This window comes from Salinibacter pepae, from assembly GCF_947077775.1.
In the GTDB taxonomy this organism is placed as follows: domain Bacteria; phylum Bacteroidota; class Rhodothermia; order Rhodothermales; family Salinibacteraceae; genus Salinibacter; species Salinibacter pepae.
In genome coordinates this window covers 3375170-3401171 of record NZ_CAMTTE010000001.1, presented here as the reverse complement: position 1 = coordinate 3401171, position 26002 = coordinate 3375170, and the positions used below count along the sequence as shown (strand labels likewise).

At 66.1% G+C, this 26002-nt stretch carries 20 protein-coding genes; 3 read left to right on the top strand and 17 right to left on the bottom strand.

Going from position 1 to position 26002, the window contains the following annotated elements; translation table 11 throughout:
• Nucleotides 1-13: 13 nt before the first annotated feature.
• On the bottom strand, nucleotides 14-1696 hold the full coding sequence (locus tag OJA40_RS14325) for an acyl-CoA carboxylase subunit beta (RefSeq protein WP_208426337.1): 1683 nt from the start codon (nucleotides 1694-1696) through the stop codon (nucleotides 14-16).
• An 807-nt stretch (nucleotides 1697-2503) separates the two neighbouring features.
• On the bottom strand, nucleotides 2504-2698 hold the full coding sequence (locus OJA40_RS14320) for a general stress protein CsbD (protein ID WP_208426336.1): 195 nt from the start codon (nucleotides 2696-2698) through the stop codon (nucleotides 2504-2506).
• Between the two features lie 240 nt (nucleotides 2699-2938).
• Here OJA40_RS14320 and hemG point away from each other — a divergent pair, with 240 nt between their 5' ends.
• Entirely contained in the window at nucleotides 2939-4324 is a 1386-nt protein-coding gene (gene hemG, locus OJA40_RS14315; RefSeq protein ID WP_208426335.1) for a protoporphyrinogen oxidase, read from the top strand.
• On the opposite strand, the gene OJA40_RS14310 is transcribed toward hemG, so the two are convergent.
• From OJA40_RS14310 to OJA40_RS14240, 15 genes are all read right to left on the bottom strand, one after another.
• A complete protein-coding gene (locus OJA40_RS14310) occupies nucleotides 4318-5061 on the bottom strand; it encodes a hypothetical protein (RefSeq protein ID WP_263809091.1) in 744 nt (247 codons plus the stop codon). The genes hemG and OJA40_RS14310 overlap by 7 nt on opposite strands.
• 111 nt (nucleotides 5062-5172) lie before the next feature.
• Complete coding sequence (locus OJA40_RS14305; protein ID WP_208426333.1) at nucleotides 5173-6027, bottom strand: SDR family oxidoreductase; 855 nt, start codon at nucleotides 6025-6027, stop codon at nucleotides 5173-5175.
• A 57-nt stretch (nucleotides 6028-6084) separates the two neighbouring features.
• Complete coding sequence (locus OJA40_RS14300) at nucleotides 6085-8715, bottom strand: acyl-CoA dehydrogenase (protein WP_208426332.1); 2631 nt, start codon at nucleotides 8713-8715, stop codon at nucleotides 6085-6087.
• Between the two features lie 366 nt (nucleotides 8716-9081).
• Entirely contained in the window at nucleotides 9082-9828 is a 747-nt protein-coding gene (locus OJA40_RS14295; RefSeq protein ID WP_208426331.1) for an SDR family oxidoreductase, read from the bottom strand.
• Between the two features lie 60 nt (nucleotides 9829-9888).
• The gene (locus OJA40_RS14290) at nucleotides 9889-11094 is read right to left on the bottom strand and encodes a thiolase family protein (protein ID WP_208426330.1); all 1206 of its coding nucleotides are present in this window, start codon (nucleotides 11092-11094) and stop codon (nucleotides 9889-9891) included.
• A 116-nt stretch (nucleotides 11095-11210) separates the two neighbouring features.
• The gene (locus OJA40_RS14285; protein WP_208426329.1) at nucleotides 11211-13619 is read right to left on the bottom strand and encodes a 3-hydroxyacyl-CoA dehydrogenase/enoyl-CoA hydratase family protein; all 2409 of its coding nucleotides are present in this window, start codon (nucleotides 13617-13619) and stop codon (nucleotides 11211-11213) included.
• A gap of 127 nt (nucleotides 13620-13746) precedes the next feature.
• The gene (locus OJA40_RS14280) at nucleotides 13747-15645 is read right to left on the bottom strand and encodes an AMP-dependent synthetase/ligase (protein WP_208426328.1); all 1899 of its coding nucleotides are present in this window, start codon (nucleotides 15643-15645) and stop codon (nucleotides 13747-13749) included.
• Nucleotides 15646-15708: 63 nt separating this feature from the next.
• Nucleotides 15709-16332 carry a TetR/AcrR family transcriptional regulator gene (locus OJA40_RS14275; RefSeq protein WP_208426327.1) on the bottom strand — a complete coding sequence of 208 codons (624 nt, stop codon included), beginning with the start codon at nucleotides 16330-16332 and terminating at the stop codon, nucleotides 15709-15711.
• 216 nt (nucleotides 16333-16548) lie between these two features.
• Nucleotides 16549-17721, bottom strand: coding sequence for a type IX secretion system outer membrane channel protein PorV (porV, locus tag OJA40_RS14270; RefSeq protein WP_208426326.1), 1173 nt, complete (start codon nucleotides 17719-17721; stop codon nucleotides 16549-16551).
• Between the two features lie 385 nt (nucleotides 17722-18106).
• Entirely contained in the window at nucleotides 18107-18364 is a 258-nt protein-coding gene (locus OJA40_RS14265) for a histidine kinase dimerization/phospho-acceptor domain-containing protein (RefSeq protein WP_208426325.1), read from the bottom strand.
• 76 nt (nucleotides 18365-18440) lie between these two features.
• On the bottom strand, nucleotides 18441-19298 hold the full coding sequence (locus OJA40_RS14260; RefSeq protein WP_263809097.1) for an MBL fold metallo-hydrolase: 858 nt from the start codon (nucleotides 19296-19298) through the stop codon (nucleotides 18441-18443).
• Nucleotides 19299-19373: 75 nt separating this feature from the next.
• The gene (locus tag OJA40_RS14255) at nucleotides 19374-20015 is read right to left on the bottom strand and encodes an LON peptidase substrate-binding domain-containing protein (protein WP_208426323.1); all 642 of its coding nucleotides are present in this window, start codon (nucleotides 20013-20015) and stop codon (nucleotides 19374-19376) included.
• Nucleotides 20016-20262: 247 nt separating this feature from the next.
• A complete protein-coding gene (locus OJA40_RS14250) occupies nucleotides 20263-21006 on the bottom strand; it encodes an ABC transporter ATP-binding protein (RefSeq protein WP_263810937.1) in 744 nt (247 codons plus the stop codon).
• Nucleotides 21007-21113: 107 nt separating this feature from the next.
• The gene (locus tag OJA40_RS14245; RefSeq protein ID WP_208426322.1) at nucleotides 21114-22493 is read right to left on the bottom strand and encodes a sigma-54-dependent transcriptional regulator; all 1380 of its coding nucleotides are present in this window, start codon (nucleotides 22491-22493) and stop codon (nucleotides 21114-21116) included.
• A gap of 147 nt (nucleotides 22494-22640) precedes the next feature.
• Nucleotides 22641-23357, bottom strand: coding sequence for a tetratricopeptide repeat protein (locus OJA40_RS14240; protein WP_263810936.1), 717 nt, complete (start codon nucleotides 23355-23357; stop codon nucleotides 22641-22643).
• A 336-nt stretch (nucleotides 23358-23693) separates the two neighbouring features.
• On the opposite strand from OJA40_RS14240, the gene gap reads away from it, so the two are divergent.
• Together gap and OJA40_RS14230 are read left to right on the top strand one after the other, a co-directional pair.
• Nucleotides 23694-24698: a type I glyceraldehyde-3-phosphate dehydrogenase gene (gene gap / locus OJA40_RS14235; protein ID WP_208426931.1), complete on the top strand. Its 1005-nt coding sequence runs from the start codon at nucleotides 23694-23696 to the stop codon at nucleotides 24696-24698.
• A gap of 106 nt (nucleotides 24699-24804) precedes the next feature.
• A complete protein-coding gene (locus tag OJA40_RS14230) occupies nucleotides 24805-26001 on the top strand; it encodes a phosphoglycerate kinase (protein ID WP_208426930.1) in 1197 nt (398 codons plus the stop codon).
• Nucleotide 26002: the final 1 nt, after the last annotated feature.

Genomic DNA, 26002 nt, shown 5'->3' with positions numbered 1-26002 from the left:
CATCCCCTTCGGCCTACGTCTGCATCACGCCGGGATTGAACCGTTCCAGCGTGGGGTTGTGGTCCACCATGTCCAGGCCGCGGGCAAGCCACTCGCGCGTGTCGACCGGGTCGATGAGGGCGTCGACCCACAGACGGGCCGCCGCGTAGTACGGCGTCGTCTGCTCCTCGTAGCGGTCCTGGATTTTGGACAGCAGCGCCTGCTCGTCCTCCTCCGACAATTCCTTCCCCTGTTTCTCGAGCTGGCGCACCTTAATCTGCTTGAGCACCTTGGAGGCCTGCTGCCCGCCCATCACCGCGATCTTGGCGGTGGGCCAGGCCAGGACGAGGCGCGGGTCGTAGGCCCGCCCGCACATCGCGTAGTTGCCGGCGCCGTACGAATTGCCCACCACGACCGTGAGCTTGGGCACGGTCGAGTTGGACACCGCGTTGACCATCTTCGCCCCGTCCTTGATGATGCCCCCCTGTTCGGCCCGCTTCCCCACCATGAAGCCCGTCACGTCCTGGAAAAAGACGATCGGGATCTCCTTCTGGTTGCAGTTCATGATAAAGCGGGCCGCCTTGTCCGCGGCGTCGGCGTACACGACGCCCCCCACCTGAATCTCCCCCTTCGAGTCGAGGTCCGTCCGGTTGCGCACCACGGCCCGCTGGTTCGCCACGACGCCCACGTTCCATCCGTCAATGCGGGCGTAGCCGGTGAGGAGGGTGCGCCCGTAGCCCTCCTTGTACTCGGTCCAGGACTCCGCGTCGACGATCCGGGCGAGGATCTCGCGCATGTCGTACTGGCCGTTCCCCTCCGCCGGGAAAAGACCGTATAGCTCGTCCGCCGGGTGGGCGGGCTCGGCCGGCTCCTTTCGGGCGTACCCGAAGCGCTTCCCCGGGCCGGAGTGGTCCACGATCGAGCGGATCTTGTCGAGCGCCGCCTCGTCGTCCTCCACCTTGTAGTCGACCACGCCGGAGATCTCGGCGTGGGTGGTGGCGCCCCCAAGCTCCTCCTTCTCCACGTCCTCCCCGATGGCCGCCTTCACGAGGTACGGCCCCGCCAAAAACACGGAGCCGGTGTCCTCTACGATGATGGCCTCGTCGCTCATAATGGGCAGATAGGCCCCGCCGGCCACGCAGCTCCCCATGATGGCCGCAATCTGCGGAATGCCCTTGCTCGACAGCTTCGCGTTGTTGCGGAAGATGCGGCCGAAGTCGTCCTCGTCCGGGAAAATTTCGTCCTGCATCGGCAGGTACACACCCGCCGAGTCGACGAGGTAGATGATGGGCACGTGGTTCTCCAGCGCAATCGTCTGCGCGCGGAGGTTTTTCTTGGCCGTAATCGGAAACCACGCGCCCGCCTTCACGGTAGCGTCGTTCGCCACGATCATGCATTCCTGGCCGCTCACGGGCCCCAGCCCCATGACCGTCCCCCCTGCCGGGCATCCCCCTTCGTCCTCGTACATCTCGTACCCGGCAAACAGCCCCAGCTCCCCGAACGCCGCCGGGTCGTCGACCAGGTACTCGATCCGCTCGCGGGCCGTGAGCTTGCCCCGCTCGTGCTCACGTTCAAGCTTTTCCGCCCCGCCCCCCATCCGCACCTCCGCGGCGCGGTCCTTCATCGTTTCGACGAGGGCCTGGTAGTGGGCCGCCTGCTCCTGAAACGAAGCGCTTTCAACGGGGGATTCGGTGCCAAGTGTGCCGGAGTTAGACATGCAGCAAGAAACGTTGCGGACGACAAAACGAGTGTGGTGCTGCCCCTAAACTAACCGACGCGGCCCCCAATCCAAAACGCGTCGCCGCGCCCGGGATGCTGTCCGCCTCACGGCGTCACGCGGGGCCCCGGGCGACTAAAAAATGACTCCGACCGGGAACCTATCGGGGGCAAAGCGTCCAAGGGGGGCCTCGATCCACACTTATTGGTGACAAAGAGACGTAGACGCATGAACAAACAGAAGACGCTCTTTTCTAGCCCATTTCGTCGCGTGCATCGGTCCCGCCGGCGGACCCGGCTGGGTGGACTCCGGACCCGGAAAAAGCGACGGGCAAAGCAGATCCGAAAGGCCCTCCAGCGGGCCGGACGCCCCAAGAAGTGACTCCACGTTTTCGTCGCCCGCGCACGACCGCGCACACGCGGCGAGCGGTTTTATCGTGGTCCCCAAACCGCCCCCCTCAACGCCTGCCTCACGCAGGAGAGGACGACCGACATGCCCGCCAAGCCCCAAAGATCTTCGCCGCCGCCGGGCGGCAAGGCGTCGCCTCTTCCCCCAACGGACCCACTGGAGCAACCCCGGAGGGTCCGCCGAGCACGCCGAGACACGGACGCGAAGGCGCCCGTGTGGTCTGAGGCTGAGCTCAGGCGGATTTGGCAGAACACCGCCGATTGCCCCCCTCGCCCGCTCAAAAAATACAAAAAGCCCGCCCCCGGTTTGGGGACGAGCCCTTGTGGATGGGACCTGGAGGACCTGTTGACCAGGGCGCCCGATTGACGTGCGCGTCGCTGGGCCTCAGCCCCAAACAAGCTACAGGATGGCGCTCATTTTGCGGCGAATCTCCTCGATGGGCTCCTCTGTTTTGTCGTGGATCAGGCCCACAATTTTCGTGAAGTCGCCCCGCGCCCGCTTCATTTGTTTGTTGTCGAAGTCGGCCTCGTCCCAGATGTCTTTAATCTGATCCCGAATCCGACGCCAGTCCTCATTCATTTTTTCCGTCGCCATGACCAACTTTGTAGGTTCGTGAACAGAATTGCGGCCTGCAAGACAAATAATACCGCATTCCCAGCACCGGGGTTTCCTCAGTTTCGAGGGGGCGTACAGGGGGGCTCCTTCACGGCTCGCCCAGCCAAGCCTCGGGAATTTGAACGCAATCACTGATCGCTTCCCCCTGCCGCCCCGAACGGCAGGCCTGCCATTGAGTACCAAGCACGCATTTGATTGTAGAAAAGCGGCACCCCCCACATGCCCAACGTCGGGATCATCGGAGCCGGCATCAGCGGCCTCGCGGCCGCGCACCGACTGGACCAGCAGGGCCACTCCGTTCGCGTCCTGGAAGCCTCCGGACAGGTCGGCGGCGTCATCCGGTCGGAATCGTCGGAGGGCTTTCTGGTGGAGCACGGCCCCAACTCGATCCGGGCCGGCGCCGCCCCCCTGGAAACCGTGATCGATGCCCTCGACCTGCACGACGAGCGCGTCTGGGCCAACGACGTGGCCGACACCCGGTACGTGGTGCGCGACGGCCAACCCACCCCCCTGCCCCGCTCCGTCGGCTCGTTCCTGACGACCGATTTGTTCTCGACCCGAGCGAAGTTGCGCCTCCTGGCAGAGCCCTTCATCGGGCGTGCCGCGGCGGACGAGGAGAGCGTGGCCCGGTTCACGAAGCGACGCCTGGGCCCCGAGGTGCTCAACTATGCCGTCGCCCCCTTCGTAGGCGGCGTGTTCGCGGGGAGGCCCGATGACCTGTCGGTCCAGCACGCCTTCCGTCGCCTCGCTGCGTTCGAAGAAGAGTCCGGCTCTCTTCTCCTCGGCGCGATCCGACGGGCCTTCGCCAGCGACGACGATGAAGCCCCGGACACTCCGTCGGGCCTCTTCTCCTTCCGCAACGGCCTGCAGACGCTCCCCAACGCACTGGCCGCCGCGCTCGGCGACCGCATCCGCCTGAATGCCCCGGTGCAGGCCCTCACGCACGACGGCACCGCGTGGCAGGTGACGGTCTCGCCCCCAGATGCCCGCGCCCGCACTCGGTCCTTCGACGCCCTCGTCTGCACCGTGCCGCTCCATCGGCTCGCCGGGATGGAGATCGACACCCCCGTCGATCTTGCGCCCCTTGGGGAAGTGACCTATCCCCCGCTCAGCGTGCTCGCCCTCGGCTACGAGCGGGACGCCATCGACCACGCCCTCGACGGATTCGGGATGCTCGTGCCCCCCGTGGAGGACGATTTGGACATCCTCGGGTCCATCTTTTCCTCCACGCTCTTTCCCGGCCGCGCCCCGGAGGGGCACGTGCTTCTCACCACCTTCGTCGGCGGCGCACGCGCCCCCCACCACGCCACGTCCGACGCGGCGGCCCTCCAAGCCCGCGTGGCCCGCGACCTGGATTCGCTCCTCGGGGTGGACGCGTCGCCGGTTTTTCGGCGCCTCGTCCACTGGCCCCACGCCATTCCGCAATACGAGCTCGGATATGGAACGGTCAAAGACACATTTGACGCCCTGGAAGCGGCCCACCCTCGGCTTGCCTTTGCCGGCAACTACCGGGCGGGCGTGTCGGTGGGCGATGCGCTTACGTCCGGCCTGGAGGCAGCCGACCGCCTGCTCGAGATGGACGAGCGGGCCGCGCAGCCTCACTGACGCCGCGCATCGGCCGCCCCCGTTTCGGCGGCCAGCTGCCGCATCAGCCGGCGCTTCACGACCGGCAGGAGCGTTTCCTGGTACGGGACGTCAAGGTCGGTTTTTGAAAAGTACGTGGCCGGGGTGGGCAGGTCGCGGCGTTCTTCGATGAGCTGGAGCTTGATCGTCGATGGGTTCGCGTCCACCTCTTTTTCCGGGACGGTTTTGCAGTGGACCGTTTTCAGGGCGCGGTGGGTCTCTCCGTCCCCCTCAATGAGCGACAGGGTATAACGGAGGACGTGGAGCTCCTCGTCGTCCCGGTGGGGCACCATGAGATAGCCCTCCTGCACGTAGGACGGCACGATGCCTACCGTCTCAAGCGCCAAGTTGTCTTCCACCTCCTCGTAGACGGCCGTCCCTTCGTCAATGACCTCTCGGATGTGGGGCAGCGCCCAGCGGATCAGGTCCTCCACCTCGGCCATCTCGCCCCCGTCGAGGTCCGGCCACTCGTAGGTGAGGGTTTTGTCCTCCCAATCGATGCCCGCGAGGCGGCCGGTGTCCGGGGTGCGAAAATGTTCCGTCCGGTCCAGGATGGTGGAAAGCGCGCCGTGGAGCTTCGCGAGCCGGCCGAGGTGGGGGTAGACGCGCTGCTCCTCGAACGCGGAGCGGGCCGTTTCCAGGCCCGCAAGCACCTCGTACTGGGTGCGCTCAATGTCCTCGACGGCACTGGTAAATAGATTCAGGCTGAGGGGCTCCATGGGACTGGGGCTGAACACGTGGAGGTGAAGCGACGGACAACATTGTGCATAGAACTCATGCACGGGGTTGTCAATCGCCCAAAAACCATTCCGGCTTCCCACCGTCCCCGGTCACTCCGGGCGCATCTGTTCCATGAGGGCCTTCACCTGGCGACGCGGCATGCGGGTGAAGGTATTGAACTGGCCGCCCGCCGCCAGGGCCTCCCCGCCGTCGAACGTGACGACCTCGCCGTTCATGAACGCGGACAGGTCGCTGAGCAGAAAACTGGCCAGGGTGGCCAGCTCGTCGGGCTCCCCAAATCGACGCACCGGGACGCGCTCCCGCATTTTTTGCTCCAGGTCGTCGTCGGGCACAAGCCGGTCCCACGCGCCCTCGGTCGGGAAGGGGCCGGGGGCCACGGCGTTGAGGCGGATTCCTTCGCGTCCCCATTCCGCCGCCAGCGAGCGCGTCATGGCGACGATGCCGGCTTTCGACATGGCACTGGGCACCACGTAGGCGCTGCCCGTCTCCGCGTAGGTGGTGGCGATGGAGAGCACGACGCCCTCCGCGTCCCGCTCCAGCCACCGCTGCCCGCAGGCCTGCGTGCAGTAGAAGGACCCGTGCAGGTTCGTCTGGACAATGGCGTCGAAGCCGTTCGGCGAAATATCTTCCGTCGGCGCCAGAAAGTTGGCCGCGGCGTTGTTGACGAGCCGCGTCACGGGCCCCTGTCGGTCCTCCGCCTCCTCGAAGAAGGCCTGCACGGCCTCGGGGTCGCGCACGTTGCACTGAATGCCCTCCGCGGCGCCCCCCGCCTCCTCGATGTCGCTGACCGTCTCGGCCAGCGGATCGGGGCGACGCCCATTGATCGTCACGGCCGCGCCCAGGTCGGCAAACCGGAGGGCCATTGCGCGGCCCAGCCCGGTCCCGCCGCCGGTGACGACAATGTGCTGATCGGCGAGGAGGTCGGGCGCAAAGGAATCGGACATGGTAGGAAACGCACGTTCACGTGGAAACCGATATGCACAGTCCGTATGCCGGGCCCCCTACGCCGGTTCACGGGTCCCCGACCGGTCGGCCTCCGGTTCGTCCTCGTCCGTCGCGTCGGGGGCGCCGTCTCCCCGCGGATGCGGGGCCCCGCCCTCCACGTCCTCCGGCGTGACCTCCACGTCCGTCACGTCCCGATCCAATCCCTCCACAATCGAGGAATCGAGGGCGCCCCGGTCGGCGGGCTGTCCCGGAAGCATGCGGCCCTGTCGATACTCTTCTAGGTCAAAGGCGTCCACCTGGATGTAGCGCTCCCGCGCCGCGTCGGCACGGCGGACGAGGTCGCGGTCCTCCTCGGTAATTACGCCGTGCTCCACCGCCGCCCCTAGGAGCTGATGAGGACGCCGCTTCGGTAGGTCGCCGGCGCGAATCGCCGCCTTGATTTTCTGGCCGACGTGGTAGGCCTCGCGGCTGAGTCGGAACGCACGCTCCAGCTCCCCCAGCGGCTGATCGGGATCGTCGGGCACGTACAGGTCCTCCGTGAGCCACTCGCGGGCGCCCGCCTTCTCCTGAATCGCCCGTGCGAGCGTGCCCCCCAGGTCGTCCCCCGGCCTCTCACCGATCGTGTTGAGGCGGGACCACGGCGCCACCAGGCCCCGCAGGAGCCAGGTCCCCCCCGGCACCTTCAGGTTCTCGAACAGGCCGTCGAACGCCTCCTGCATCTGCGCGAAGGCATGCTGCATGCTCCACTGCAGGAAGGCCTTCTGTTCCTCCGGCCGCCCCTCTTTTTCGAACCGCGTGAGCACCGCCGTGCCCAGGTACATCCACGACAGGATGTCCGCAAAACGCCCGGTAATCTTCTCCTTCCGCTTCAGCATGCCCCCCAGGCTGCCCATCGCCAGGTCGGCGAAAAAGGCGAAGCTGGCCGAGGCCCACGCCATCTTGCGGTAGTAGGGCGCAGCGGGGCCGCGGACCGGACTGCTCGCCAGGCGGCCCCGAGTGAGGCTGAGGCCAAGGGCACGACAGCCGTTGCGCACCACGTGCCCGATGTGGCTCCAGAAGGCGTCGTCGAAGGCGTCCACGTCCCCCTCCATCAAGGCCTCAATTTCGTCGAGGGCGTACGGGTGGCACCGGATCGCGCCCTGCCCGAAGATCATCATCGTCCGCGTTAGGATGTTCGCCCCCTCCACCGTGATGCTGATCGGCTGCGCCTGATAGGCCAGTCCCATCAGGTTGTTGGGGCCGCGCGAGATCCCGTTGCCCGCCAGCACGTCCATCCCGTCGTTCACCAGGTCGCGCTGCAGCTCGGTGGTGTTGTACTTCATAATGGCCGACACCACGCCCGGCTTCTCCCCCTGGTCCACCGCGCCGTTCGTGTACGTCCGTGCGGCATCCATGATGTACGTGTACCCGGCAATGCGCGCCAGCGGCTCCTCGATGCCCTCGAACTTCCCAATCGAAAGGCCAAACTGCTCGCGGATGGCGGCGTGTCCCCCCGCCACGCGCGTCACCATCTTGCCGCCCCCTACCGCCTGTGCCGGCAGCATGATGCCCCGCCCCGCCGAGAGGGCGTCCATCAGCATGGCCCAGCCCTCGCCCGCCCCGTCTCTCCCGCCGATGATGGCGTCCAGGGGCAACACCACGTCCTCCCCCTCCGTGGGGCAGTTGAAGAACGCCACGCCGAGGGGGTCGTGGCGACGCCCCAGCCTGACGCCGGGCGTGTCGGTCGGCACGAGCGCACAGGTAATGCCCAGGTCTTCGCCTTTGCCCAGGTGATGTTCGGGGTCGTGCAGCTTGAACGCCAGGCCGAGCACCCCAGAAACGGCGGCCAGCGAAATGTAGCGCTTCTCCCAGTTCAGGCGCAGCTTCAGCTCCCCATCCTCGTCTTCAAACACCTCGCCGGTGGACTCCATCGCCCCCGCGTCCGATCCTGCGTTCGGCTCCGTAAGGGCAAAGGACGGCAGGATCTCGCCACGGGCCAGCCGCGGCAGGTAGTGGTCCTGCTGCTCGTCGGTGCCGTAGTGGAGCAGCAACTCGCCGGGGCCGAGGGAGTTAGGCACCATCACCGTGATGGACAGGGGCACCGAGTGCCCACCCAGCTTCTGCACCACCGCACTCCGGGCGGCAACGGAAAACCCTTTTCCGCCGTACGCCTCCGGAATGATGAGCCCGAAGAATCCCTTCTCCTTCAGGTAGTCCCACGTCTCGGCCGACAGGTCGCCGCGCTGGTGGACCTGCCAGTCGTCGACCATCGCGCACACCTCCTCGCACGGCCCGTCCAGGAACGCCTGCTCGTCGTCGGAGAGCTCCGGGTAAAGCTGATCGAGGGTCTTCTCGAAATCGGGCTTTCCGGAGAACAGCTCCCCCTCCATCCACACGGTTCCCGCGTCGATGGCCGTCTGCTCGGTCTCCGAGATGGTCGGCAGGAACTGAAGCGCTTCCATCAGCCCCATCACGCCCGCGGACACCTGGCGCCGGATCGGCCCAATGTTGAAGACAGCCACGAGGCCCCCGTACGGGATCCAGACCCAGAGCGGCGCGCCGCCCCCGTAGAGCCCGACGGCTCCGGCCAAGGCCCACGACCAGAGCGGCGCCCCGGTGTAGCCGAGTACAGCGAGCACGAGGAGCATTCCCCCGACAATACCGACCGTCGGCATGCCGGCAAAGAAGTCAAACAACGGAAGAGTCATGGCGGGCCCTCTGAACTGGTGAACAGATTCGTGCGTCCCGGCCCGATCGTCGAACCGGGTGCAAACCGCTGAGGAGCGCTGGTTAACACCGTTAATTTACGTTATCATTATAATTAACGGTGTTATCCTCTGCAAGTTCACCGACAGGTCCTGTTCGGATTCCATCCGGATATCTGTATCGTCCCACGGCCCTCCCCATCGCCTACTGCTGTAGCGGAACGTCCGAGCGGCCCCAGAAATGAGTCACGGCTCCCAGAAGCGTTCTGCTTGGCGCGCTCCGCGATGCGCATGGGCGCAGACCGAAGCAACGCTCCTCGTCCCCAACGCATATCCCGGCGAATCCTCGGTCGCCGAAGCTGATCGGCATCAGAGATTCTGAGTGGTGGGCCGGTAGAGGATCTCGTTCACGTCAACGTCCTCCGGCTGCTCGATCGCAAACGCGACGGCCCGCGCAAACGAATCGGCCGATACGGCGTGCTCGTCGTAGAGCGACTCAGTCTCCTCGGCCACGTCCCCTTCGGAGATCGTATCCGGCAGCTCGGATTCGACGGCCCCGGGGGAGATGATGGTCGTGCGGAGGCCGTAGGGCGTTGCCTCCTGGCGCAGCCCGTCGGAGAGGGCCCGAACGGCGTGCTTCGTGGCCGCGTACACGGCACTGCCCGCGTGCACGTCATGGCCCGCGTCGGAGGCGACATTGATGATGTGGCCGGACGCCTGCTCTTTCATGTAGGGCAGGGCCGCCGCAATGCCGTACAGGACGCCCTTCACGTTGACGTCGATCATCTGGTCCCACTCGTCGACGTTGAGCCGATCGAGCGGGGAGAGCGGCATGACCCCGGCGTTGTTGAGCATCACGTCGATGCGGCCGAACGCGTCGACCGCGGCGTCGACCAGGGCCTGGACCTGCTGGCGCTCAGTGACGTCGGTGGAGACGGCCCGTGCCTCCCCGCCGCCCTCGACGATTTCGTCGGCGATCGTGTCGAGGCGCTGGGTGCGCCGCGCCCCCAGCACGACACGGGCGCCGTGGTCGGACAGATGCCGCGCGGCCGCCTCGCCGAGCCCGCTGCTCGCCCCCGTAATCACGACGACCTTCCCTTCAATTCTTGCGCTCATATACAAAGCGGGGCGTACAAAAAGACCTGCCGTGTCTGATGTAGAGGCGCCCCCGGCCCGTCAAAGCCGGAGGTTTTCGATCACGCCCGCGGCGCCCATCCCGCCCCCCACGCACATCGTGCAGAGGCCGTATCGCACCCCGCGGCGGATCATCTCGTGCAGCAGCGTGGCGGTGAGCTTCGCCCCGGTGCAGCCGAGCGGGTGCCCCAGTGCAATCGCCCCGCCGTTCACGTTGACGATGTTCGGATCGAGCCCCACCTCCCGAATCACGGCCAGCGACTGCGAGGCAAAGGCCTCGTTCAGCTCCACGAGCCCGATGTCGTCGAGCGAGCGCCCGGTCTGGTCCAGTGCCTGCGGGATCGCCTCCGCCGGCCCGATGCCCATGAGCTCCGGGTCGACGCCCGCCACGGCGAACCCCCTCAGCGCCCCGAGCGGATCGACGCCCAGTTCATCCACCCGATCGCCGCTCATCACGACCGTCGCGGCGCCCCCGTCGGACCGCTGGGAGGAATTGCCCGGCGTGACGCTGCCGCCCTTCCGAAACGCGGCGGGCAGCTTGGCGAGCACGTCCAGGTTCGTGTCGCGACGCGGTCCCTCGTCGACCTCCAACGTCACGGTTTCGGTCGTGGCCTCCCCGGCGTGTCCGTTCGCCGACTGGTAGTGCGTCTCCTCCAGGGTCAGCGGCACGAGTTCGTCCTCGAAGCGGCCGCTGTCGATGGCGTCCACCGCTCGCTCGTGGGAGCGCAGCGCGAAGCGGTCCTGGTCCTCCCGCGACACCCCGTACTCGTCGGCCACGTTTTCGGCGGTGATGCCCATGGAGACGTACGTGCCCACCTTTTCCTCCGTCAGCTCCGGGTCCGGCTGAAAGAAGAAGCCGCTCATCGGCACCTGGCTCATCGACTCCGCCCCACCCGCCACGACCACGTCGGCCGTCCCCGTGGCGATTCGCTGCGAGGCCTGGGCGATCGTCTGCAGGCCCGACGAACAGAAGCGGTTGACCGTCGCGCCCGGCACGTGGTCCGGCAATCCGGCCTTCTGCGCGATCAGGCGGCCCACGTTCATCCCCTGCGGGCCCTCCGGAAAGGCACAGCCCATCAGCACGTCGTCCACCATCTCGGGCTCCAGGCCGTCGACGCGGCCCAGCGCCCCCGTCACGGCCGCGGCGCCGAGGTCCTCCGGCCGGTAGTGTGCGAGGGTGCCCTTCTCGGCCTTCCCGACAGGTGTGCGGACGCTACTGACAATGTAGGCGTCGTTTGTTGCTTTCATGGGTCTGGGTTGAAGGTTGGAGGGTTTGGGCGTTGAATGTTTTGGGTTGGGGGTGAGCGGTGGGACAGGAACCGTAGACGAAAACACTTAACGCACAACCCACCAACGCCAAGCACCTAATTCCGGAGGGGCTTGTTGTGCTCCAGCATGTGCTGGATGCGGGCCTGGGTCTTCTCCTCGCCCAGAAGGCTTAGGAAGACCTCCCGCTCCAACTCGATCAGGTAGTCCTCGTGCACCTCCTGCGGGCTGCTTAGCTTCCCGCCACACATCACTTTGCCGAGCTGCGTGGCGAGGTGCTCGTCGTACTCGGTGATGTACTTCCCCTCGCGGTACTGCATCAAGGCCACCTTGAAGGTGGAGAGCGTTGTCTCCCCGAGCACTTTGATCTTGTTCATCACGGGCGGCGGGGCGTAGCCCTGCTCGCTGAGGCGCAGCACCTCCTGCTTCGCGGCGTAGAGGCGTCGGTCCTCGTGCATCACGACGCGCGTATTCTCGGGCAGGAAGCCCATCTCGATGCCCTGGGCGGCACTCTCGGCCACCTCGGCCATCGCCACCGTCTCGAAGTAGGGGCGCAGGTGATCCTGGATCGCGTTGTGGGTGTCGTTCGGGGCGTCCTGCGCGGCCCTGGCGGCGAGGCGCATGGTGCCGGTCCCGGCGGGAATGAGCCCCACGCCCAGCTCCACAAGGCCGATGTACGTCTCGGCGGCGGCCACCGGGTGCGGGCAGGCCATCGCCATCTCGCAGCCGCCCCCCAGCACGCGCTGGTGCGGGGCCACCACCACCGGCGACGACGCGTACCGCACCTGCTGGATCGTCCGCTGAAATTCGTCGATGTACTGGTCGATCACGTCGAACGCGCCCTCCGAGGCGGCCATTGCCATCTCCCCCAGGTTGGCCCCGACGGAGAAGTTTTTGCCCTCGTTGCCCACGATCATTCCGCGCAGGTTGGCGTCCTGCTCCACCCGCCCGACGCACTCCCGGAGCCCCATCATCACGTCGCGCCCGAGGGTATTGGCCTTCGACCGAAACTCGAAGAGGGCCACCCCGTCGCCCACGTCGAGCAGAGCCGCGTCGTCGGTGCTCCAGAGCTCATTCGCGGCGTCCTGCTTGATCGGGGCGAGGCGAAGTTCGTCTGCCGGCCGCGGGTCGGGCTCGTGCCGGTCGGCGTGGGGCATGAAGACCGCCCGCTCGCCGTCGCGGGTGTCGTAGAAGGTCTCGCCCCGCTCGTGCATGGCGTGGACCCAACCCGGCACGTCGAGGGCGTGCGCCTCCAGGCCGTCGAGGACGGTCCCCATTCCGAGGGCGTCCCACATCTCGAACGGCCCCATCGTCCACCCGAACCCCCACCGGATGGCCCGGTCCACGTCCGCCGGGTTGTCGGAGACCTCCCCCAGTCGGTTCGCACTGTAGGCCAGCAGCTCCAGCGTCGTCTCCCGGAAGAACTGCCCCGCTCGGCCGTCGTCCTCGTACAGGGCCTGGAGGCGGGCCGACAGCCCCCCCGCGTTCCAGACTGCCCCGAGATCGCCAAGCTCCTCGTCCGCCGCGCTCGTGTAGCCGAGGGTATCCGGATCGATTGACTTGATCTCACCGTCCGCTTTCTTGTAGAATCCGGCCTTCGTCTTCTCCCCCAGCCGGCCGTCGTCCACGAGGCGCTCCAGCACGTCCGGCACGGCGAACGCCTCGCGCTGCGCCTCGTCGTCGACCAGCTCCCGCAGGTTGGTGGCGACGTCCATCAGCACGTCGAGCCCCACGAGGTCGGCGGTGCGGAAGGTTGCGGACTTGGGCCGGCCCGAGATCTTGCCCGTCAGCGTATCGATCTCTTCGATCGTGTAGTCGCCGTCGGTGAAGTGGCGGATCGCCTGCAGCTGGGCGAAGACGCCGATCCGGTTGCCGATGAAGTAGGGGACGTCGTTCGCCACGACGATGCCCTTCCCCAGCCGCAGCCGCCCAAACTGCGCCACCCGCTCCGTGACGTCCGGATCGGTGGCGTCGGTGGGCACCAGCTCCAGCAGCTTCAGGTAGCGCGGCGGGTTGTAGAAGTGGGTGCCCAGGAAGCGGCGCTTGAAGTCCGCGGACCGCCCCTCGGTGATGGCGTGAATGGGCAGCCCGCTGGTGTTCGTGGAGATGACCGCGTCGTCCGCGGCGTGCGCCTCAATGCGGGCGTGCACGTCGCGCTTCACGTCCATCCGCTCCACGACCGCCTCCACGATCCAGTCAACGTCCCCGATTCGACCGAAATGCTCCTCGAAGTTGCCGAGGTGCACCCGGTCGGCCGCCTCGCCGGCGAAGAAGGGGTCGGGGCTCGCCTCACGGGCCTGCTCAAAGCCCTCCCGCACAACGGCGTTCGGATCGTCGTCGTCCGGCGCAATGTCGAGCAGGTGCACCTCCAGGCCGGCGTTGGCGAGGTGCGCCGCGATCTGCGCGCCCATGGTGCCGGCCCCCAGCACGGCCGCGGTCCGGAACGGGGGGTGCGTGGGGGGGGCCTCCAAATCGAGGGCGCGCGTATCGAGAGATGTGGTGTCCATGGCGTCAGTTCGGGACGTGAATGAGAACAGGTTTGTCGACGTTAACGGCGTTAACCGCGGGCGCCACGGCCCGGAATCGCGTCCAGCCCGTGGGAGGCGCCCAGACAGCCCCGCCTCTCTGCGCACATCACACCTCCACCAGAACCACCCCCCGTCCCCCCCCCGCTCCGTCTTCGTCGTACAGGGCCTCAATCTCGTCGGCGTAGGCCGTGCGCACCTCCGGCCGGCGGATCTTCATGGTCGGGGTCATCAGGTCCGAGTCCACGGTCAATTCGTCGGGGATGAGGGCCAGGCGCTTGACGGTCGACCAGGGCTCCATCCCTTCGTTCGCGCTGTGCACGATCGACCGGTACGCATCCACAATGTCGGGCTCAGTCAGGAGATCTTCAATGTCTCGCTCGGCGCCCAGGCCCCGTTCGGACGCCAGCGCCTGCGCCTGGTCCGGGGCCGGAAACAGCAGGGCCGCACAGAACTTGCGGTCCCGGCCCACGACGACGGCGTTGTCCACCAGCGGGTCACTCCCCATTCGGTTCTCGATGGGCTGGGGCATCACGTACTTTCCGGTCGAGAGTTTGAAGAGGGCCTTCTTGCGGTCGGTGATTTTGAGAAAGCCGTCTTCGTCGAACTCGCCGATGTCCCCGGTGTGGAGCCATCCGTTCTCTTCCATGACGGAATTTGTCTCGTCGGGGGCCTTGTAGTAGCCCTGCATCACGTGGGGGCCCCGCGTCAGGATTTCTCCGTCCTCCGCAATTTTGACCTCCACGCCGGGCAGGGGCTCGCCCACCGTGCCGGGCTTGTTGCGCTGCGGGCGGGTGTAAGAGATCACAGGGCTCGTCTCGGTCAGGCCGTATCCCTGAAGCGTCGTGATGTCCGCCGCCGCCAGGATGTTGGCGAGGTCCGGCTGGAGGGCCGCCCCTCCTACGACCACGTATTTGACCCGCCCCCCAAAGGCAGCTCGCCACTTGCGAAACACGAGCCGGTCGGCCGCTGCGTGCTTGAGGGCGTAGAGGGGCGGCTGCGACCGGGTCATGTCGTAGTCCTGCGCCACCTGGAGCCCCCACTCCCCGATGCGCTTCTGAAGCCCCTGCATGCCCATCACCTTCTTCTTGATGCCGGCGTATACTTTCTCGAGCACACGCGGGACCGACGCGAAGACCGTCGGCCGCACCTGCGGCAGGGCGTCCACGAGGTCGTCGGGGTGGGCGAAGTAGATGCTGATGCCCCGCCTCATGTAGGCGTACTGCAGCATGCGGGCGAACACGTGCGTGAGGGGCAGGAATGAGATCACCACCTCCCCTTCCGGCCCGGTCTCGAAGTCGTCGATCTCCGCGATCGATGTAATGGCGTTCGACGAGATGTTCTCGTGGGACAGCATCACGCCCTTGGGCCGCCCCGTGGTGCCACTCGTGTAGATGATGGTCGCGAGGTCCTGGGGGTCAATTTCCGCCCGCAGGTCGTCGACGGCCGCGGACGGGTCCTCGACCTCGGCGCGGCCGAGGGCCTGAACGGCCTCCAGCGTCCTCAGCGTCACCCGGTCCGGCAGGTCCGGGCGGGCGTCCTCGTCGCCGGGGTCGCAGACGATGACCGTCTCGATTCGAGGCAGGTCCGGGAGCAGGGCCGCGGCCTGCCCGAGGCGCTTCGGGTTGGAGACGACGAGCGCCTCCGCCTCGGCGTGGTCGACGACGTACTGCATCTGATCCGCCGCGCTCGACAGGTACAGCGGCACGTCGATGAGGCCCCCGATCAGGCACCCCATGTCGACGACACAGTAGTGCACATCGCTCTCCAGGAGGAGGGCCACCTTCGCCCCCTGCTCCAGGCCGAGGGCACGCAGGCCCAGGGCCGTCGCTTCCGCCCGCCGCCGAAATTGATTGAGCGACATCGGAACCCAGCCCTCATCGGTCGGCTGGTTCAGGGCCTGGGGGTTGTCGTACGCGTCGGTGGCCTCGTACAGCAGATCAGGGATGGTCCGCCCCCGCACGCAGGGGCCGGCATCCGGGGGGGCCGTGTGAGTAGGGCCGGACATGGGCTGCGGGTCAGCATCGGTGAAAGGAAACCCGGCACCACGCCGAGGGCGTCTAGGGGCGCATCAGGGCGTGGACGCGGCGGGCGCTCGGAATCCACGGAGGACCTGTCGAATCGCGGTCTCGATGAACGCGTCCGGGTCGATGTGCACGTCCACGCGGTCGGCCAGGAGCAGCGACACGGTGCCGTGCAGCGACGCCCAGACGGTGCTCGCAGACACCCGGCTGTCGTCCACCTCGAAAATGCCCTGCTCGACGCCTTCGTCGAGGGCCCGGGCAAAGAAGTCCAGATTCTCACGGGCCGCCCGGTACTTTTCGGGCGGATAGCGTTCCATCCGCTCCGGCCGCAGCTGGAACATGATCTCGTAGTACTCCGGGTTTTCGAGCCCAAACTCGACGAAGCAGCCGCAGAGGGCGTCGAGGCGCTGAACCGGGGACTCAGGGTGTTGTGCCGCCGCGTCGCGGAGACGACCTCTCAACGCCATCATGCCCTCGTGGATGAGGGCGTGGAGCAGCGCATCCTTGCCGTCGAAGTGAAGGTAGATGCTGGTGGCGCTGTAGCCAATGGCGTCGGCAATCGTGCGCATCGACAGCGCCTTGTAGCCCTCCTGCACGAGCAGGTGACGCGCCGTGTCCAAAATGTGGCGGCGGAGTTCGGCTTCCTCCGACCCGTCGGTCGCCGTAGTCATGCGGGGACGCACCTCGTGACTGGATGATGCGGTGGGGCCGCGAGCACACGACGGTCCCGGTTTCTACGAGGCAATGTACTACACGATCGGCACTGATCCAACCCCACGTTGGGCAAGCCCGCAGTTTCTACCCGGGTCGCTTCCAGGCTCAGGCTCCGGTCTTGTACAGCGGGGCACGGCCGCCGGCCCCGCCGTCCCGGGCCGCCGCCGCAGGTCCTACTGGAAGTTGAACAGGAGTGAGAACCGGAGGGTGTTGGCCAGGGGGCTTTCGTTTTCCGCGGTGTAGAGGTACGAGATGTCCACGCCGACGATGTTGTACCGGAGCCCGGCCCCGAACGTCAGGAACTGGCGGTCCCCGTTGTCCGGATTTTCGTAGTAGTACCCCGTCCGAAGCGCGAACAGGTCGCTGTACCAGTACTCCACGCCCGTCCCGACCGTGAACTGCTCAATCAGGCTGAGTTCCGTCGGCTCGTCGTCGGGGCCTGTCTGACCGCGGGCGGTGCCCCACGAGTCGAACAGCGCCTCAAAGCCGGTATTCCCGACCCGAACCGTCCTGGTCGTGTCGTTCTCCTGCACGGCTACCCGGTCTACACTTACCAACGACTTGTTGAAATCCGTGGCGAAGGTCAGCGAGTTGTACTCGTCGAAGTCGATGGTCAGCGCAGGGCCGAAGCGAAGGTTCGCGGGGATTGGGTCTTTGGGGTCCGGCTCCGGCTCCTCCGTGAAGTTAAGCGTCCCTCCCAGATTGGCAATGTTGAGGCCCGCGGAAAACGTCGCGTCCGCCCCGCCCAACGCAAAAGGGGCCGACCGATACAGGGCTGAAATATCGGTCGCAAAGGTGGAGGCACTCCCGTTCCCGCCCACTCGTTGCCCGGACGTGAGTTTTGAGCGGATGTACCGGAGCGAGGTCCCCACCCCCAACCGCTCGGACACCTTCACGCCGTAGGACGTGGAGATGGCGAGCTGGTAGGAGTTCGTCACGCCGAGCCGGTTCCCTGACGGGTCGCGGATCTCGGTCTCGCCGAGATTGAGGTACTGGACGTTGCCCCCAAACGTCCCGACCCCATCGACGTGGTACGACCCGACGAGGTACTCGTAAAAGAGATTGGCGTTGAATTCCGGAAGCCAGTTCGCGTGTGTGACCCCGACTTGCGTGTCCTTCTGGAACGCGAGGCCGGACGGGTTCCAGAAAATGGTATTGGCGTTGTCGGCGGTGGCCACCCCGGCGTTGCCCATTCCGGCCGCTCGGCTGTCGGGCTCAATGCGGAGGAAGAGGGCCGAGGACTGGGCGACCTGTCCGTGGGCCGGCACCGTCAGCCCCCCCACGAGGAACAGTCCAAAGGCGGCAACGAACCAGCGGGGCGCGCGAGAAAGAACCTGATCAGCCATAGGAGAGGAAGATTGGTCGCGTACAGAGTGAACGTCAACGCCGGATGCGACGAGAGCACATCGGCCTTCCGGGCCCCCGCCTGCGGGCGGGGTGCCCCCCTATACCAGCGCACCGTACCGCCCCAGGATTTGCCGGCGCACGGGCCCGGATCAGCTCAAGATGCCTCTCGTGCAGCTCAGTTCGTGCGGCGTCGTCTGTAGCGTTCGTGGGTCAACAGGCCGTGGCTGGTTTGCAGGAAAAACCGACGGAGGGATTGCTCATGCCGGGAAGTATTTCACCGCCCGGTATGAATGTAACAGCCATTCTGGACATATTCCAAACGCAAAAGATGCTACGGCTACTTGGTAGCCGAACGGCGCCCGCGAGTTTCTTTCCTGGTTCTCCTCATGCCTGCTCCTGATCTTCGAGCGCGTCCCGGAGGCGAGTCAGCCGCTGGAGGGATTCCGCCATGCGCTGGCTGGCTTCCTGGATGTCCTGGGCCGACGAGGCGAACTGGTCGTCGAGCTCCTCCTCTCGGCTCAGTTCAAGTAAAAACTGCGCGTTTCCCGAAATGATAGAGAGGGGGTTGTTGAGATCGTGGTAGACGGTAGACAGGGCCTCGTGGAGCTCGTCCGTCGTTTCGGGCTCTTCGAAGTCGCTCATTTTATCGGGTCGCTGCTGGCGGAATGGAGAGGGGATGATGTGAGGTGGGGGGTCTGCCCGAAGCCGTCGCAGAACCTCACAAAGCGTCGAGGGGCCGTTCGTTGACAACCTGCATGCCGCGGTCGGTGCGTTCCACGTCGGCAACCGCAACCTCCGGGTCGTGCTCAAAGAACAATTTCCATTCCGAATCCGCCGCCTGCTCCAAAAACTCGCCTTTCTCCTCAATCGTCCGGAGCGGGCGGACATCGTAGGCCATCGTCCAGGCCGGAGAAAGATGGTGCGTGGTCGGCAGGAGGTCCGCCACGTAGACGAGGGTCGTCTCGTCGTCCCGCACCGTTACGGTTTGCTGCGCCTCGGTGTGGCCGTGGACGAGGGACACGTCAACGTGCGGCAGGAGCGTCGCCTCCCCCTCCACGAGGTTGAGCTGACCGGCCTCCTCGATGGGGGCAAACGTATCGGCACGGAAGGACTGTGCCTCTTTCGGGTTCGGGTCCGCGGCCCAGTTCCAGTGTCGTCGCTGGACGTGATAGGTCGCATTGGGGAAGGCAACCGCGGGCTCGCCGTCGATCCGACGCGTGCTCCCGCCCGCGTGGTCGAAGTGGAGATGCGTGAGGACGACATCGGTCACGTCCCCCGGCGCCACCCCGTGTGCTGCGAGCGAGCCCTCAAGGGTGGCCCCGCTGTGGTCCACCGCGAAGATGTCCTGAAACTTCGTATCCTCAAACGTATCGCCGACGCCGGTGTCGATCAACACGACGCGGTCGCCCCCAATCAGCAGGAGGCACCGCATGCTCAGCGGAATGCGGTTCTGCCCGTCCGGCTCGATGCGCTGCGACCAGAGGGGCTTCGGCACGATTCCGAACATGGCACCGCCGTCCAGTCCAAAGCGACCGGTATCGACGGTGTGAAGCGTGTAGGGACCAATTTCGGGCATCGGGGGACCAGCGCGTTCGTGACGAGAGAGGGGAACAGGTAACCTCTCGAACACAGGCCCCAATGTCCATGGGGGCTAGACCTCTTCGGGGGGAAAGTCTTTGAAGTGCCCGTTAGAACGAATGCGCCGCCGCACTCCTTCCTGCTCTTCGATGCGGGGGATGATTGACTCGAAGTGGTGAATGAGGTAGCGGATTCGTTCGTTCTCGGTTCTTCCTTCAAGCACCTCTTGCTTCTGCCCCCCGTCCAGGGCACCGTTTTGGGCCAAGACGAACGACAAGCGGTCCACATCCTCGTACAGGTCGGGGCGAACGGTGCGGCCGGCCAGTTCCAGCAGCTTCATGTGTTGCGTGATGGCCCGCTCTTTCAGGTCGAGGTCGACGGTCGTGTCCTCGTCCTCAATCAGCGCGACATCGGCGGTGTAGTAGCTCGCCTGGTCGTCGTGGACGGTGTCAATCTGGAATCGCTCCTCGCCGCGCACCACGATGTCCGAACGCCCATCGTCGTACTGCTTCACGATCTCCTCGATGCGGGCCGTCGTGCCCACGTCCGCCCAGGACTCCCCGTCGGTCCGGACGATGCCGAAGGGCACCTCATGCTCCAGGCAGTACGCGGTGAGGGCCCTGTACCGGTCCTCAAAGATGTGGAGGGTCAGCTGCTCACCCGGGTACAGGACGAGGCTCAGCGGGAACAGGGGAAGGGAGTCAATCGAGTCCATGGGGATACAACACCTAATGTCGCAGAGATAGCACCCGAACAGGCCGGTTGGGACGGCGTCGTCTCGGGGACAGGCCGGCAACCGTTCCTCGTACTGCACCCGGAAGGCCTCTCCTGAAGGGATTCGTCTCGCACCGGGCCCGGTGTGCGGGTGTATGCCGACCTGATCGTCCGATTGGGCCCAACGAGCCCCCGAACCCGGAGTTCGACACCCGCGGCTAAAGGATCATTTTCGTTTCATCCCCAGATCAGCCCCCCGCGTGCCCGTCATCGGAGGGGCTGGCTTCAGGGGCCATCTCGTCGGCTGCGGCCAGCGGGTGCAGCGTGCCGTGTTCGAGTCGAAGAACGCGCCCGGCCACCTCGGCCAGGGACGGATCGTGCGAGGCCAGCACAAAGGTGTGGACCATCTCTCGGCTTAGCCGCTCAATCTCGCGGTGCAGGGGCTCGGCCGTGCGGGCGTCCAGGTTGCCGGTCGGTTCGTCCATGAGCACCAGCGCCGGCTCGTTCATGAGGGCCCGGGCAATGGCCACTCGTTGCTTTTCTCCGCCCGAGAGGGTCCGGGGCCGGTGGTCGGCACGGTCGTCCAGGCCCAACAGGGCGAGCAATTCCTGGGCCCGCGGCGTGACGTCCGCCAGGGAGCGGTGCTGGATGAGGGCCGGCATGGCCACGTTTTCAAGGGCCGTAAACTCCGGGAGCAGGTGGTGGAACTGAAAGACGAACCCGATCGACCGATTGCGGAAGGCCGCGAGCTCCTCGTCGCTCTTCGCGAAGAGGTCCGTCCCGGCAAACCGGACCGTGCCGTCGGTCGGCCGGTCCAGCGCCCCCAGCAGGTGCAGGAGCGTGGACTTTCCGGTTCCACTCTCCCCCACGATGGCGAGAATTTCTCCCTCCTGTACGGCCAGATCGAGGTCCCGCAGCACAGTGAGGGGCTCGTCCCCCCCAGTGTCGTATTGCTTGAGGAGGGCGTCGACCTGAAGCAGCGGCGTGTCCACGGCGAAAGACAGAATAAACGGCGACAGTGGAGTGGTGAGCACAAGCCCCTGGGTCGCAGCCCCCCGACGCACGCCCTGTTTCGGCACACCGCGAGCCGGGCCCCTCGCTAGTCCCCCCGCTCAAGCCCGAACTTGTTGAGCTTGTTGTAGAGGTGGGATCGCTGGATGCCGATCGTTTCGGCCGTCTGGCTTACGTTCCAGTCGTGTTCGTGGAGCTTGTGCTGGATAAAGTGCTTTTCGAACTGGTCGCGGGCGTCACTAAAGTCGTCGTACGCCTCGATGAGCTCTTGGGTCGGGCCGTCCCCGTTTCCGCCCGGCTGCACAAATTGATCGATGTCGTCCCCCTCAATCACATCGCCCTCAACGAGAATGAGGAGGCGCTCGATGACGTTGTGCAGCTCGCGGACATTCCCCCGCCAGTCGTACCGCTGCAGCCGCTGGATCGCCTCCTCCGCGAAGTCCTTCGGCGGAAGGCCGTCGCGCTGGGCCACCCGCCCGGCAATGTGTCGGGTCAGCGGCGGGATGTCTTCCCGCCGGTCCCGGAGCGGGGGCACATCGACGAGGATAACCCCGATGCGGTGATAGAGGTCCTCCCGAAACCGTCCCTTTTCGATCTCTTCCATCAGGTCCTTGTTGGTAGCGGCCACCACCCGGACATCGACCGAAATGGTGTGCTCCCCCCCGACCCGCTCAATTTCGTGCTCCTCCAGCACGCGAAGCACCTTTGCCTGCGCCGAGAGGCTCATGTCCCCGATCTCGTCCAAAAACAGCGTGCCCTCGTGGGCCTGTTCGAACTTGCCGATGCGCTGCTCCGTGGCCCCGGTGAAGGCCCCCTTCTCGTGCCCAAACAGCTCACTCTCGATCAGCTCACTCGGGATCGCGGCACAGTTGACCTCCACCATCGGTTCGTCGGCCCGGCCCGACTTGTGGTGCAGCCACTTGGCCACGAGCTCCTTGCCGGTGCCGTTCTCGCCGGAGACGAGCACCCGCGCCTCCGTGGGGGCCACCCGCTCGATCGTGTCCTTGATCGCTTGGATCTCGTCGCTCTCCCCAATGATGGGGGGCAGGTCCCCGGTATTCTGCTCGGTGATCGCCTGTCGCATCCGGCGGTTTTCGACCTCCAGCTGCCCGTGGTCCAGGGCGTTGCGGACGGTCACCAGCAGGCGGTTGAGGTCCGGCGGCTTTTCGATAAAGTCGAACGCCCCCAGCTTGGTCGATTCCACGGCGGTCTCGATGGTGCCGTGGCCGCTGATCATGAGGACCGGCACCTCGTAGCCCTCGTCGGCGATCGTTTCGAGAACCTCCATGCCGTCCATCTTCGGCATCTTCACGTCGAGGATCACCAGGTCGTAGGCATTCTCGCGGAGGGCCACCAGCGCCTCCTCCCCGTCGACCGCCTCCTCCACGCCAAAGTCCTCGTACTCCAAAATTTCGCGGAGCGTCCGCCGGATGCTCGCCTCGTCGTCTACGACCAGAATCGTGGGCATGCCGCCAAAGGAGACTCGTCCACAGGTAAAACGTGCGGGAGGTGAAAGGGCCGGCCGACGACACGGGGGCGCTCGGTGCCCTGAACGCGGCCCCCCATATGCTGACGCCCCGCTCTCGGAATGCCCGGCCCCGGACCGAAGAGGCGACTACGACGAGGATGTGCTGCCCTGATGCACCTTCGCCCGCGCTAGGTACCGCTCGGCGTTGCGGGCCTGCTCGGAGTCCGGGTACTCCTCCTGAATCCGCTCGTAGACCCCAATGGCCGCCTCGTACTGGCCGGCCTCTTCGTAGGCCTGTCCCGCGTTGAGCAGATATCGGGGGGCCGTCAATTTGTTCTGGTACTGTGAGGCGGCCTGTTCGTAAAGACCGGCCGCCCGCTCAAAGGCCCCCCGGGTTTCCTGAATGGCCGCCTGGGCCGCGTACGCGCTGGCGCCGATGAAGTCGTTCTCCTTCTCGAACCGCTGGTAGTAGGTGAGCGCCCGGTCGTAGTCGCCTCGCTGGTAGAGGGCGTTTGCGGCGTAGAAGGTAGCAAGGTTGCCCGCGTCGGTGCCACCGTAGTCGTCGGCAATTGCGAGAAGCCCCGCCCGGTCGCCCGCCCCGTCGAGGGCCTGCTGAAAATTGCCCTGCTCGTACACCGGGAGAATCTGACCGAGCTGCTGGTTGGCCGCCTGTTCTTGCTGTTGATGGTAGTAGATGTATCCCGGAATGGCCAGGATCAACACCAGAAGCGCCACCCCAAGCCCCTGCGCGAGTTGCTTGTACTCATCGTAGAACAGAAGGGCCCGCGCGTAGAGGTCGACAAAAATGTTTTGTCGAAGCTCTTGGCGACGCGATGTCTTTTCGGGCGTTTTGAGGGCAGCCATGTCCAGCGAGAGGGTCCGAAATCAAGATAACGCGAGAAGACGGATCGTCGATGAAGGGCGTTCACACGAACTGATCCGCATTGGGTATCGAATTCCGTTTAACGTGCCGTCGTTCATTCGTTTCCCCCGCGACCAGGCCGTCCCGGGGCGGGTCCGGTTTTGCATGTGATCTTTACCGAAGAGACTTCCGGCTCTTTTATACCTTAACGACGCGATACGCATAGTGCATTTGCCTCACCGCACGGGAGGGTTTGTGAATACGTTGCCTCCTTGGGGCCGTCGTCACTGCGGCGTGCCTTCGCCTCACTGTTGAACTGAGACGACTCCTAACCCCTTATGTCAATCAAGCTTGGAATTAATGGATTTGGTCGCATCGGGCGGCTGTGCTTTCGTGCCCTCCTGGAACGGGAGGAGGACGAGATCGAGATCGTAGGCATCAACGACCTAACAGACGCCGAGACGCTGGCCACCCTGCTCAAGTACGACTCGGTCCACGGGCAATTCCCCGGCGACGTGCACCTGGAGGACAGCACCCTCGTGGTGGACGAGCAAGGGTTTCCCGTCTTCAGCGAAAAAGATCCGTCGAACCTTCCGTGGGGCGACCACGACACCGACGTGGTAATCGAGTCCACGGGCGTGTTCCGGACCTACGACAAGGCCTCCCAGCACCTGGAGGCCGGCGCGGACCAGGTCGTCATCAGCGCCCCCGCCAAGAGCGAGGTGGACGCCATGGTGGTGCTGGGCGTCAACGACGAGATTCTCACCGGCGACGAGAAGGTGGTCTCCAACGCCAGTTGCACCACCAACTGCCTCGCCCCGCTGGTGAAGGTTCTCGACGACGCCTTCGGCGTGGAGAGCGGCCTCATGACGACCGTACACGCCTACACCGCCTCCCAGAACATCGTCGACGGCCCCCACGGCGACCTCCGTCGCGCCCGGACCGCCGCCGAGTCCATCATTCCCACCACCACGGGCGGCGCCAAGGCCGTCGGCAAGGTGCTGCCCCACCTCGACGGCGCGCTCGACGGCATGGCCATGCGCGTCCCGACCCCGGACGGCTCGGTGACCGACCTTACGGCGGTCGTGGAGCAGGACGTGACGGTCGAGGACGTCAACGAGGCCTTCTACGAAGCCGCCAACGGCGCGCTCGACGGGATCCTCGCCTACAGCGACGACCCGATCGTCTCGCGTGACATCATCCACGACCCGCACTCCTGCATCTACGACGCGCCGTGGACGAAGGTCGCCGGCTCGCAGGTGAAATTGGTCGGCTGGTACGACAACGAGTGGGGCTACGCGAACCGGACCGTGGATCTCGTGGAGCGGCTCATGAACGTATAGCTGTGCCCTCGTGCCGCCCCGCGGCCCAGGCTATGGCCCGTCCGGTTGTGGCCCGTCCGGGGCGGCGTGCCCCATCGCCCGTTCTGTCGCCCAACTTCCCCGTTCCATGCACAAGTTCACCCTCGACGACGTCGACGTACGCGGCCAGCGCGTCCTCATCCGGGTCGACTTCAACGTGCCGCTCGACACCTCCGAGGACGGAAGCCCCTGCGTGGGGGACGACACCCGCATCCGCGCGGCCCTTCCCACCATTCGCCACGTCCTCGACCACGGCGGCAAGGCCATCCTCGTGAGCCACCTGGGGCGTCCAGGCGGTCAGCCCGACCCGGACCTGAGCCTCGCCTGCGTGGCGGATCACCTCGGCACCCTCATCGAAGAACGGGTCCGGTTCTCCAGCAACACGGTGGGGGATACCGTCGAGGAGGTGATCAACGGCATGAGCGAGGGGAGCGTGATCTTGCTGGAGAACACGCGCTTCGACGCCGGCGAGAAGGCGAACGACGAGGCCTTCGCGACGGCCCTGGCCAACCTGGCCGACGTGTACGTCAACGATGCCTTCGGCGCGGCCCACCGGGCGCACGCCTCCACCGCCGGGGTGGCCGAGTTCATGGACGTGGCGGCCCTGGGGCGCCTGATGGAGGACGAGATCGAGGCCCTGACGCGCGTCCGGGACGACCCGGCCCACCCCATGGTTGCCATCCTCGGCGGCTCCAAGGTCTCCGACAAACTGGGGACGATCCGGGCCCTGTCGGAGACGGCGGACCACCTGCTCATTGGGGGCGCCATGAGCTACACCTTCCTCAAGGTGCTCGGGCACGAGGTGGGCGCCTCCCGCGTGGAGGCCGACCGGCTGGAGACGGCCGAGGACCTGTACGAACAGGCCGAGGGGACCATCACCCTCCCCACGGATCACGTCGTGGCCGAGGCGCCGGAGGCCGACGCTACGGCCTCGGTCGTGGAGGGGGACATCCCGGCGGAGCTCATGGGCCTCGACATCGGCCCCGCCACCATCGACGCCTACCGCGACCGCATCCTCGGCGCGGCAACGGTGGTCTGGAACGGGCCCATGGGCGTGTTTGAGGTCGGCCCGTTCGCGGACGGCACGACCGCGATCGCAGAGGCCATGGCCGACGCCACGGACGACGGTGCCTTTTCGGTGGTCGGGGGCGGCGATTCGGTGTCGGCGCTGACCCGGTCCGGGTGCGACGACCGCATCAGTCACGTCTCGACCGGCGGCGGCGCCCTGCTTACGTTTCTTGAGGGTGCCCCCCTTCCCGGCATTGAGGCCCTCACGGATGCCTAGC